The following is an 11,559-nucleotide window of genomic DNA, read 5'->3' as shown; positions in this document are numbered from 1 at the left end:
CTGAGACGTCCGAGGTTGCGCTACTCGTTCAGGGACAGTCCGAGCAGGATGGTGTCCTGCGGGATGTCGTGGGTCTGGTTGCGGTCGAAGGGCAGGTCCCACACCCTGGCGCCGGTCTTCAGCTGCAGGGAGCCGCGGTTGTCCGCGGTGTGCACCTGGCGGAGCTCACCGTGCCGGTCGGGGTTGGTCGCCCGGCCCGATCCGCTCCAGCAGACGCTCATGTCCGAGTCGTCGCCGTGGACGGTGTCGTAGTCGGCGACCAGGGCTCCGTCCGGTGCGAGCGAGCAGTAGTGCCAGCGTTCGATCCCCTGCGCGGCGGCATCGGCGGGCACAGCCGTGGCTCCCAGGGCTGCGACGGCGGCCAGGGCGGTCAGCAGACCGCGTGCCTTGATACGAGTGGTGCGAGCCATGTGGATGGTTCTCCCCGTGTGGTGAGACGGTCGGGCCGGCGACGCGGAAGCGTGCGACCCGCTGTGCACCACCACCGTGCGACGCTCCGGCGCTCGGGGTCATCCTCACAACTCATAGGGCCCGCAGGCCCGCAGCGCACCATGGCTCTCACCTGGCGACAGGACGGGCGGCCCCGACGGTCATGTCGGGGCCGCCCGTCCTGTCGGTCACGGCTCAGCGGCGGGTTCAGTGGAAGAAGTGCCGCGTCCCCGTGAAGTACATGGTGATGCCGGCCTTCTGCGCGGCCTCCACGACCAGTTCGTCACGGACGGAGCCGCCGGGCTGGACGATGGCCTTGACGCCGGCCGCGCCCAGGACGTCGATGTTGTCGGGGAACGGGAAGAACGCATCCGAGGCGGCGTAGGACCCCCGGGCCCGCTCGGCCCCGGCCCGCTCCACCGCCAGCTTGCAGGAGTCCACGCGGTTGACCTGGCCCATGCCGACGCCGACCGAGGCGCCGTCCTTGGCGAGCAGGATCGCGTTGGACTTCACGGCCCGGCAGGCCTTCCAGGCGAAGGCCAGCTGCTGGAGCTCCTCGGCGGTGAGCGCCTCGCCGGTGGCCAGCGTCCAGGTGGCCGGGTCGTCGCCCTCGGCCTGGAGGCGGTCGGTGACCTGGAGGAGGGCGCCACCGTCGACCGGCTTGATCTCGACGGGGTTGGCGGGCGCGTCGGGGCAGCGCAGCACGCGGATGTTCTTCTTCTTGGTGAGAGCCTCCAGCGCGCCCTCCTCGTAGCCGGGCGCGACGATGACCTCGGTGAAGATCTCCGCGACCTGCTCGGCCATCTCCTTGCTGACCGGCCGGTTGACGGCGATCACGCCGCCGAACGCGGACAGCGGGTCACAGGCGTGCGCCTTGCGGTGCGCCTCGGCGACGTCCGCGCCGACGGCGATGCCGCACGGGTTGGCGTGCTTGATGATCGCGACGCACGGCTCGTCGTGGTCGTACGCGGCACGGCGGGCGGCGTCCGTGTCCGTGTAGTTGTTGTACGACATCTCCTTGCCGTGCAGCTGCTCGGCCTCCGCCAGGCCGCCGGTGCCGCTGGTGTAGAGGGCGGCGGGCTGGTGCGGGTTCTCGCCGTAGCGCAGGGTGTGTGCGCGCTCCCAGGTGGCGCCGAGGAAGTCGGGGAATCGGGAGTCGTCGACGGGCGCGTAGGAGGAGGCGAACCAGGAGGCGACGGCCACGTCGTACGCGGCCGTGTGCTGGAAGGCCTCGGCGGCGAGCCGCTTGCGGGCGGCGAGGTCGAAGCCGCCGGTCTTCACCGCGGCGAGGACGTCGGCGTAGCGGGCCGGGCTGGTGACGACGGCGACCGACGGATGGTTCTTGGCGGCGGCGCGCACCATCGAGGGGCCGCCGATGTCGATCTGCTCGACGCACTCGTCGGGCGTCGCGCCGGAGGCGACGGTCTCGCGGAACGGGTAGAGGTTGGACACGAGCAGATCGAACGGCTCGATGCCGAGGTCGGCGAGCTGCTGCCGGTGGGTGTCGAGACGCAGGTCGGCGAGGATGCCGGCGTGGATCCTGGGGTGCAGGGTCTTGACGCGGCCGTCCAGGCACTCGGGGAAGCCGGTGAGGTCCTCGACCTTGGTGACCGGGACGCCTGCGGCGGAGATGCGGGCGGCGGTGGAGCCGGTGGAGACGAGCTCGACGCCCGCCTCGTGCAGGCCACGGGCGAGCTCCTCCAGCCCGGTCTTGTCGTAGACGCTGACGAGCGCGCGACGGATCGGCCGCTTGTTGCTCTCGGCGGTGGCGGTCACTGGATAACTACCTTTCGTCCCTCAATGCGATAGCCGTTGCGGGCGAGCCGCCCCACGACATCGACGAGCAGCCTTCGCTCGACTTCCTTGATGCGCTCGTGCAGAGCGCTCTCGTCGTCCTCGTCCCGGACCTCCACCACGCCCTGCGCGATGATCGGCCCGGTGTCGACGCCGTCGTCGACGAAGTGGACGGTGCAGCCGGTGACCTTGGCGCCGTACGCGAGCGCGTCCCGCACGCCGTGGGCTCCCGGAAAACTGGGCAGCAGCGCGGGGTGCGTGTTCACGAACCGCCCGCCGAAGCGTGCGAGGAACTCCTTCCCCACGATCTTCATGAACCCGGCGGACACAACGAGGTCGGGCTCGTAGGCGGCCACGGCCTCGGCGAGCGCGGCGTCCCACTCCTCGCGGCTCGGGTAGTCCTTGACCTTCCGCACGAAGGTCGGCAGCCCGGCACGCTCGGCCCGGGCGAGGCCCTCGATGCCCTCGCGGTCGGCGCCGACGGCCACGATCTCGGCGCCGTACGCCTCGGGCCCGGTCGTCTCGATGGCGTCCAGCAGCGCCTGCAGATTGGTGCCGGATCCGGAGACCAGCACGACGAGGCGCTTGGCCACGGGCTTGGCGGCCACGGTGGGGCCCTTTCTCGGGAGGGTTTGTACGGGTTCGTACAGTCGGCCCGTACAGCTGGTTTGTACAGTCGTACGAGTGCTTCGCGCTCCCGGATACGGGGAAGTCTACGAAGCGGCCGACCGTCAGCAACGATACCGGCACACCGGGCGGCCCCCACGGGACGGGGGCGTGGCCGGAAGGTAGCGTCGGGGAGGAGCCGGCTCGGGAACGCCTCCTGGGCATCGTCCGTTCACTGGATGACGGAACCGGATCCCGGGACTTTCAGGGACCGCTCCGGGCCGGTCGTAACCACCGTCGTACTCACCAAGGGGAAGACGCTCACTTGATGCCGGACCGCAGTCTGCGACTCCTCACGCTCCCCCAGCAGTCGGCGCCGGGCGGGGAGCGCAGCGGCTTGCTGCTGCGGGAGCGCCCCGCCTCGCCGCCCGACGCGCCCTCGGGCAGGAAGAACGGTGACGGGCAGGGCGGCGGGGCCCAGGAGGACAACCCGTTCGCGCCGCCGCCGGAGGGCACACCGGACCGTCCGTGGCAGCCGCGGCGCCCGTCGGGCGACGACGACTCCGAGGGCTCGCAGGAGGGCGGCGGCACTCCGTGGGGCCGCCAGTGGAGCGACCGGCAGCCCGGCCGCTCCTCCGGCGGCTTCGGCGAGCGCCCCGGCGGTCAGAGCCCCGAGGGCCCGGGCGGCGGACCCGGCGGGCAGGGCCTGCGCTGGGACCCCACGGACCCCGCCCAGCGCCGCGCCCGGTACGCCCTGCTCTCCGGCATGTGGGCCTTCTTCTTCGCCCTCTTCAGCTGGCCGTACGTGGCCCTGCTGCTCGGCGCCCTGTCTCTCTACTGGGGTATCAGCGCGCTGCGGGCCAAGCCCCGCACTCCCAGCCCCGACGCCCCCGCCCCCGCGGAGGGGCGCCCCCAGACCACGGCAGCGGTCAGCGGCCTGGTCACCGCGTCCCTGGCCATCGCCCTGGTCGCCGCGTCCTTCACCGCCCAGCTGGTCTACCGCGACTACTACACGTGCGTGAACGACGCCCTGACCAGCGAGGCCAAGCAGTCCTGCACCCAGCTGCTGCCGGAGGAGCTGCGGGGCCTGCTGGGCACGAACGGCTGACCTGATCCGCACGTCTCGACGCCGGTCGGCATGTCTCAGCCCGTCCGGCGTCCGAGGACGGCGCCGTTCAGGCCGCGCACGGGTTCCGGGGGCGGCAGCCCCTGGTCCGTAACCCATTACCGCGCGGCCCCCGCTCCCCCACGCCCAGCACGTCTCCCGAGCGAGAACCTCCGGCCCCTCAGAGGCAACAGCGCCCCCCGCCACCACTCCGCACCCGGCACCTTCGCGCTCCCCGCCGCCCGGCCCCGCCACCCCCGCACCCCCAACGCCACCGGCACCCCCACCACGGACACCCACCCCAGCACCGCCGCGGCCACCTGCCACCACACCGGCCCGAAGCGGACCAACGCGGCGACACCCAGCGGCCCGCCCGCCACCGCGGTCAGCCCGGTGAGCGCCACCGCGCACAGCACGCCCGCCAACCCGGCCCCGGCGGCGGTCCGCCCCTTGGACCAGGTCCCCTCCGGTCCTCCGGCCGTCGCCGCCCCGGCCACGAACCAGCCCACCGTCACCCCCGCCAGCACCGGCACACCCACGACCGCCCAGTGCAGCGCCACCCCCGGCCCCGGCTCCGGTACAGCCGCCAGCAGCGGGAACGGCGGCAGCATCGGCGCGGGGCCGGAGGAGAGCGGACCGACGAGGTGACCGGCGCCGAGCACGAAGCCGGGGCCGAGCGCATACGCCACCGCCCACACCACCGCGTTCGGCACCAGCGCCAGACAGAGCAGCAGCACGGCGAACCGCCCCGGCCCTCCCTCCGTCAGCTCCAGCCAGGACCCCAGCACCGCTCCGCCGTGCCAGAGCAGCGACACCACCAGCAACAGCACCCCGCCGCCGGCGAACACCACCGTCCCGGCCAGCGCGGCCAGTCCGGCGCCCCCCAGGCGCGCGCCCGGACCGACGATCAACTGCCGCGCCCCCGCCGGCAGCAGGCCCAGCACCCTTTCCAGCGGCCCGACCGGACGGCCGTACGCCGTCCACACCCCCGCCCCGGCCGCGCCCATGGCGACCAGCGGCACGCACACCCCCGCCCACGCCCACGAGGGCCGCAGCGCACCCCCCGCCGCGAACAGCGTGACCGGCGCGGCGACGGCGAGGTACCCGAGGACGACGCCGGTCCAGGCGGTGCGGGCGGACAGCAGCACGGCCACACCGTCCTCACCGCCGTCGGTCGCGTCCCGCGCCGCCCGGCGCACCAGCCACACCGGCAGCACGGGCAGCAGCAACGGGGTGACGCCCATGGGCGCCGGGACACCGGAGAGCGTGTCGGTGCGGATGAGTTCCACGCCGTGCGCCAGCAGCCATACCGCCGCGGCGACGTGCAGCGCACCGCCGGGTCCGCTGTCGGGATACGGGGAGCTGATCCACAGCACCATCACGAGCACGACGATCGCGCCGAGCCCCAGCCCGGCCGCGGCCACGCCACCGAGAAGGCCGGCGGCCAGGCCGGGTGATCGGTCGCGGACCCGGGTGGACAGGGGCGGCGGCGACGATCGGCGAGCGGTCATCCGGATCACGCCCACCATGCTCCCAACGACACACGCTGTTCCGTCGCAACACGCGAACCGTCGACGTGTCACTCAATATACGTTTATGCACCTTTTCGTATGGTGGGGCACCCGGTGACGCACAGCCCTGCGACCCCGCTTCCCCCACCCCAGGAATGCCGACGCCTGCGCGAGGCAGGGTCGCTGACGCAGGATCAGCTCGCGGCGTGGGTGGGCGTCTCCCGCGCGACGGTGCGCGACTGGGAGACCGGCCGCAGGACCCCGCGCGGCCGGAGCCGGGAGGCGTACGTGCGACTGCTGAGCAGGCTGGCCGAGGAGACGGCGGGTCAGACGCGGGCCGGTACGGCCGCGGCGACGGGACGGCAGACCGAGGTCCCGCCCGTCGAGCCGCAGCCGGCTCCCGCCCTGACACCCGATCAGGCCTTCGACATCCTGTACAAGTTCTGTGTCCCTGCCCTCGTCCGGCAGACGTACGTGCTGACCGGCCGCCGGGATCTGGCGCGCGAGTCGGTCGAGCGGGCCTTCCGACTCGCCTGGGAGCAGTGGCCCGAGGTCGCCCGCGACCGCGACCCGGCGGGCTGGGTGCGGGCGGCGGCGTACGACTGCGCCCTCTCCCCGTGGAACCGGTTCCGCCTGCGTCGCCGGTTCCCGGAACCGCCGCTCGCCGACCCCGCCGACCGCGCCCTGATGGACGTACTCCTGCGGCTCCCCCCGTCGTACCGCCGCACCCTCCTGCTGTACGACGGTCTCGGTTTCGACCTGCCGGAGACGGCGGCGGAGACGGAGGCGAGCACACCGGCGACCGCGAACCGGCTGCTGCACGCGCGTGAGATCGTCGCCGCGCGCCTGCCGGAGCTGTCGGACCCCGAGGTGCTCCACCAGCGTCTGGCCCTGCTGGCCTCCACCGAGCGGCTGCGGACGGCCGAGCCGCGGACGGTGCGGTGGGGCTGCGAACGCCGGGCCCGGTTCCGGACCCACGCCGCCGTCGCCTTCACCGCCGTCCTGATCGGCGTCACGGCGCTCACGCTGCGCACGGCACCGACGCACTACGAGGCGCCGGTGGCTCCCGGGGAGACGGTTCGCGGGGTTCCGCCGCGGGTGGCGCCGGGGCCGCTGTCGGCCGAGGAGCTTCAGCTGCGGGCCAAGCTGCGCCAGGAGTGGCGGCGAGGGCCGGAGCGGCTGGCGCCGCTGGCGCGGTGAACGACGGTGGGCCCGCCCCCCGTGCAGGGAACGGGCCCACCGTCGTTCAGGAGTCGCTCAGCCGTCGCTCAGCAGCCGCTGCGGTCGCTCAGCCGGCGAGGATCTCCCGGGCCAGCTTGGCCGTCTCGGTCGGCGTCTTGCCGACCTTGACGCCGGCGGCCTCCAGGGCCTCCTTCTTGGCCTGGGCGGTGCCGGAGGAGCCGGAGACGATGGCGCCGGCGTGGCCCATGGTCTTGCCCTCGGGCGCCGTGAAGCCCGCGACGTAGCCGACGACCGGCTTGGTCACGTTCTCCTTGATGAAGGCCGCGGCCCGCTCCTCGGCGTCGCCGCCGATCTCACCGATCATGACGATCAGGTCGGTGTCGGGGTCGTCCTGGAAGGCCTTCAGGGCGTCGATGTGGGTGGTGCCGATGATCGGGTCACCGCCGATGCCGACGCAGGTGGAGAAGCCGATGTCACGCAGCTCGTACATCATCTGGTACGTCAGCGTGCCGGACTTCGAGACGAGACCGATGCGGCCCGGCTTGGTGATGTCGGCCGGGATGATGCCGGCGTTCGACTGGCCGGGGGTGATCAGGCCGGGGCAGTTCGGGCCGATGATCCGGGTCTTGTTGCCCTTCTTTCCGGCGTAGGCCCAGAAGGACGCCGTGTCGTGCACCGCGATGCCCTCGGTGATGACGACCGCCAGCGGGATCTCGGCGTCGATGGCCTCGACGACCGCGTCCTTGGTGAACTTCTCCGGGACGAAGATGACCGTGACGTCGGCGCCGGTCTTCTCGATGGCCTCCTTGACGGAGCCGAAGACCGGTACCTCGGTGCCGTCGAAGTCGACGCTGGTGCCCGCCTTGCGCGGGTTCACGCCGCCGACGATGTTGGTGCCGGAGGCCAGCATGCGACGGGTGTGCTTCTGGCCCTCGGAGCCGGTCATGCCCTGGACGATGACCTTGGATTCCTTGGTGAGGAAGATAGCCATGGTTGTTGGTACCTCGTCCCTTACTTCGCGGCAGCAGCCAGCTCGGCGGCCTTGTCGGCCGCGCCGTCCATGGTGTCCACGCGCTGCACGAGCGGGTGGTTGCGGTCGTCGAGGATCTGGCGACCCAGCTCGGCGTTGTTGCCGTCGAGGCGCACGACCAGCGGCTTGGTGACCTCCTCGCCCTTGCTCTCCAGGAGCTCCAGGGCCTGCACGATGCCGTTGGCGACGGCGTCACAGGCGGTGATGCCACCGAAGACGTTGACGAACACGGACTTGACGTCCGGGTCGCCCAGGATGATCTCCAGGCCGTTCGCCATGACCTCGGCGGAGGCGCCGCCACCGATGTCGAGGAAGTTGGCGGGCTTGACGCCCTGGTGCGCCTCACCGGCGTACGCGACGACGTCCAGGGTGGACATGACCAGGCCGGCGCCGTTGCCGATGATGCCGACCTCGCCGTCGAGCTTGACGTAGTTGAGGTTCTTCTCCTTGGCGGCGGCCTCCAGCGGGTTGGCCGCGGCCTTGTCGTGGAGCTCCTCGAACTCGGGGTGGCGGAACTCGGCGTTGTCGTCGAGCGACACCTTGCCGTCGAGGGCGATGACGTCCCCGGAGGCGACCTTGGCCAGCGGGTTCACCTCGACCAGGAGGGCGTCGGACTTGACGAAGGTGTCCCACAGCTTGACCAGGACGTCGGCGACCTTGTCGGCCACCTCGGCCGGGAACTTGGCCGCGGCGACGATCTCCTGGGCCTTGGCCTGGTCCACACCGTCGATGGCGTCGATCGCGATCTTGGCGACGGCCTCGGGGCGGGTGGCCGCGACCTCCTCGATCTCCATGCCGCCCTCGACGGAGGCGATGGAGAGGAAGGTGCGGTTGGCACGGTCGAGGAGGAAGGAGACGTAGTACTCCTCAAGGATCTCCGGGGCCGTCTCGGCGATCATCACCTTGTGGACCGTGTGGCCCTTGATGTCCATGCCGAGGATGTCCGTCGCGCGGGCGACGGCCTCGTCCGGGGTGGCGGCCAGCTTCACGCCACCGGCCTTGCCGCGGCCGCCGACCTTCACCTGTGCCTTGACGACGGACTTGCCACCGAGGCGCTCAGTGGCTGCGCGGGCCGCCTCAGGCGTGTCGATGACTTCACCGGCCAGCACCGGTACATCGTGCTTGGCGAAGAGGTCCCTCGCCTGGTACTCGAACAGGTCCACGCGCTTCCGTCCCTATCAGTGATCTCGCGGTTCGTTGGATGCGTGGGCGTGCCGCGAAGGGCAACGTGACGTCCGCATGTGTCACAAGGGAGGCGCACACGGTGTCCGAGCGCGCGGCATGTCCGTCTCGCAGGTTATCGCCGCTTGCGGAGGCTCTCTAAATCAGGGGTCACACCTGAGCGGTGATACCTGTCACATGATGCCGGGTTCTCTGGCACCGCGTGTCACGAGTGAGGGGCCTCACCGGGCTGGGGTTGACCCGGTGAGGCCCGTCGAACAACCCCGAAGGGGCGCAAAGGCCTTGACGCCGGCCGACGTCAGCGGCCTTTCGATGCCTCAGCTGCCTTCAGCGGCCTTCGGGGGTGCGGGGCGGTTGATCCCCACCCCAATGGGGACCACCCGGCCCCATCCGCGAGGCTTCGGCCGAACGCGCCGACGGCTTTCGGCTGTCCGGTCCTGACACCTCGCGGCGTCGGGTGGTGTGCCGCGGGCGCACCCCGTCATGGGCGGGGCGGGCAGCGCGGCGGGTGTGGGCGTACCGGGGGCCGTACGGGCCCGGCGCGCTGCCGGGGTGCGCTCGTACGGCCCGGCGGGGTCAGACGCGGTACGAGGTCGCCTGCTGCACGTAGCCCGGCGTGACCGAGTCGCCGACGCCCTGTGCGCCGGTGACGGCGTGGCCGGTCAGCGGGCCTCCGGTGGCCTCGAAGGTCCCGGTCAGGTCCTGCGCGAAGGGCGCGGCCTGTCCGGCGACACCGTGCGCGAACGGGTCGACCTCGCCGGCGACACCGCCGGCGAAGGGCGCCGCGTGGCCCACGGCGCCGTACGCCAGCGTCGTGGTGCTGCCGCCGACGCCCTGCACGAACGGCTGGACGGTGTCGTGGACGGTGTCGACGACGGGCTGCACGGCGCCGGTGACCCCCTGCGCGAACGCCGGCACCTCACCCGCGACGCCCTCGGCGAACGGGGCGGCCTGCCCGGCCACGCCGTACGCGAACGGGTCGACCTCGCCGACGACACCGCCGGCGAAGGGCCGCACGTCGCCCACGACGCCGTACGCCAGCCCGCCCGCGTCCGCGACGGCCTGCCCGGCGACGGGCACCACGCCGTGCACGGCGGTGTTCGCGACCGGCGGCAGGACGGTGTCCGTGGTGTCGTGGGCGACCTGGCCGGCCAGACCGGTGGCGTACGGCGGGAGGTCCGCCGCCAGGCCCTGGGACACCGGCTGCACGTCGGCGACCACGCCGGTGGCGACGGGCTGTACGCCCTGCGCGGTGTCGGTGACGACGGGTCGGACGTCGGCCACCACCCCGCCGGTGACCGACTGCACGCCGTACACGGCCTGGCCGGCGACGGGCTGCACATCGGCGGCGACGCCGTGAGCGAGCGCGGTCGCGGCGGCCACGGCGTGCCCGGCGGTCTGCTGCACGCCGGCCACCGCCTGGGTGGCGACCGGCGTCACCCCGTCCACCGCGTGTCCGGCGACCGGCACCACACCGGCGACGGCCTGCGTGGCGACGGGCACGGCTCCGGCGACGGCGTGCCCGGCCACCGGCACGACACCCGTCACGGCCGCACCGGCGACCGGCACGACACCGTCCACCGCCGCGCTCGCCACCGGCGGGACGGCCGCGGCGGACGTCTCCTCGACGACCGGAGTGACGGTGCCGGGAACGGTGCTGACGGTGCCGACCACCTGCTGCTTGACGCCCCCGACCGCGCCGGTGACGTGGCTCGGGACGGAGGAGACGGAGGCCTCGGCGGCGGTCTTGGCCTCGGTGGCCTCGCCCTGTCCGGTGGCGGTCAGGCCGCCGACGCGGTCCTGTGCTCCCGCCGCTCCGGTCTGCGCGGCGGTGTTCGCCCCGGCGGCGGTACGGCCCGCGCCCGCGACCGTCTGCAGCGCCTTCGTCCGGATGACGCCGTCGACGCCCTGCGCCTGGGAACGGGCCGCCGTCTGGGCGCCCTGGAGCTTGGTCTGGGCAGCGGCCAGGGCCTGCTCCAGTTCCGGGGCGAAGGCGGAGAGGGGGCCGAAGAGGTAGTCGATGCCGTGGTCGGGGGTCCGCGGGGTCTGGGGGACCTGGGGGACCTGGGGAGCGGTCACCTGCGGAGCCCGGGAGAGCGCGGAGTGCGCGGTGGCGGCGGCCTGCGCGGCGCGGGCGGCCTTGGCGCCCTGGATGGCGGCGGCGCCCTTGACCTTGGCCGCGTGCGGGACGGAGACCTTCGCGTCGACGTACCGGCGGGCCTGCTCGGCGGTGTCGGCGGAGGCCGTCCTCTGCGCGCTGTCGGTGGTGCCGGTGACGGTGGACGTCGCCTTGCCGGCGGTGCCCTGGACCGTCCCGGCCGCGTCGTCGGTCACACCGTCGGTCACACCGGTGACGGTGTCCTGCACGTCGGAGACGACGCCGTCGACCGTGTCGGTGACGGTGCCGAGGACGTCGCCCGTGTCAGGGGTCGCGTCCGGTACGGAGACGGCGGAGGCCGGCAGTTCGTCCGCGTTGGCCACGGTGGAGCCCAGCGCCCAGGCGCCGGTGACGCCGGCGGCTATGACGATGGAGCGGCGGATGTTCTTGTTCATGCGTGCGTCAGATCCTTAGATCCTGGGAGTTCCGGGGCTCCTTTTGCGTGGAGTTCCGGGACTTCGGAGAGCTTGGAGACATTTCCGGCGTCGGGGCAGGTGTATGTCCGGGAGTCAGGGACTGGCGGATGTGGATACACGGCCCCGGCGGCTTCCGTCCGGAGGAG

9 protein-coding genes are annotated in these 11,559 nt (G+C 72.8%); 2 read left to right on the top strand and 7 right to left on the bottom strand.

The window, feature by feature from the left end; genetic code table 11:
* Positions 1 to 20 precede the first annotated feature (20 nt).
* The 3 genes from NW895_RS09355 to purN all read right to left on the bottom strand — a co-directional run bounded on the left by NW895_RS09355 (position 21) and on the right by purN (position 2,831).
* Positions 21 to 410 (bottom strand): hypothetical protein, encoded by a 390-nt coding sequence (locus NW895_RS09355; RefSeq protein WP_289934913.1) that lies wholly within the window; start codon positions 408 to 410, stop codon positions 21 to 23.
* A 226-nt stretch (positions 411 to 636) separates the two neighbouring features.
* Positions 637 to 2,205 carry a bifunctional phosphoribosylaminoimidazolecarboxamide formyltransferase/IMP cyclohydrolase gene (gene purH / locus NW895_RS09350; RefSeq protein ID WP_289934912.1) on the bottom strand — a complete coding sequence of 523 codons (1,569 nt, stop codon included), beginning with the start codon at positions 2,203 to 2,205 and terminating at the stop codon, positions 637 to 639.
* Positions 2,202 to 2,831, bottom strand: coding sequence for a phosphoribosylglycinamide formyltransferase (gene purN / locus NW895_RS09345; protein ID WP_289934911.1), 630 nt, complete (start codon positions 2,829 to 2,831; stop codon positions 2,202 to 2,204). Before purN ends, purH begins: the two co-directional genes overlap by 4 nt.
* Positions 2,832 to 3,157: 326 nt before the next feature.
* On the opposite strand from purN, the gene NW895_RS09340 reads away from it, so the two are divergent.
* Positions 3,158 to 3,937, top strand: coding sequence for a hypothetical protein (locus tag NW895_RS09340; RefSeq protein ID WP_289934910.1), 780 nt, complete (start codon positions 3,158 to 3,160; stop codon positions 3,935 to 3,937).
* A gap of 116 nt (positions 3,938 to 4,053) precedes the next feature.
* On the opposite strand, the gene NW895_RS09335 is transcribed toward NW895_RS09340, so the two are convergent.
* Positions 4,054 to 5,463, bottom strand: coding sequence for a DUF6350 family protein (locus NW895_RS09335; RefSeq protein ID WP_289934909.1), 1,410 nt, complete (start codon positions 5,461 to 5,463; stop codon positions 4,054 to 4,056).
* 96 nt (positions 5,464 to 5,559) lie between these two features.
* Between NW895_RS09335 and NW895_RS09330 the strand changes: the two genes are divergently transcribed.
* Positions 5,560 to 6,645, top strand: a complete 1,086-nt coding sequence (locus tag NW895_RS09330; protein WP_289934908.1) for a helix-turn-helix domain-containing protein — start codon at positions 5,560 to 5,562, stop codon at positions 6,643 to 6,645.
* Positions 6,646 to 6,733: 88 nt separating this feature from the next.
* On the opposite strand, the gene sucD is transcribed toward NW895_RS09330, so the two are convergent.
* From sucD to NW895_RS09315, 3 genes are all read right to left on the bottom strand, one after another.
* Entirely contained in the window at positions 6,734 to 7,618 is an 885-nt protein-coding gene (sucD, locus tag NW895_RS09325; protein WP_190049766.1) for a succinate--CoA ligase subunit alpha, read from the bottom strand.
* Positions 7,619 to 7,638: 20 nt separating this feature from the next.
* On the bottom strand, positions 7,639 to 8,820 hold the full coding sequence (sucC, locus tag NW895_RS09320) for an ADP-forming succinate--CoA ligase subunit beta (RefSeq protein ID WP_289934907.1): 1,182 nt from the start codon (positions 8,818 to 8,820) through the stop codon (positions 7,639 to 7,641).
* 595 nt (positions 8,821 to 9,415) lie between these two features.
* Complete coding sequence (locus NW895_RS09315; protein WP_289934906.1) at positions 9,416 to 11,392, bottom strand: hypothetical protein; 1,977 nt, start codon at positions 11,390 to 11,392, stop codon at positions 9,416 to 9,418.
* Positions 11,393 to 11,559: the final 167 nt, after the last annotated feature.

The sequence above is a fragment of the Streptomyces sp. S.PNR 29 genome, from assembly GCF_030386795.1.
Classification (GTDB): Bacteria; Actinomycetota; Actinomycetes; order Streptomycetales; family Streptomycetaceae; genus Streptomyces.
This window is presented reverse-complemented; position numbering and strand designations above follow the sequence as displayed.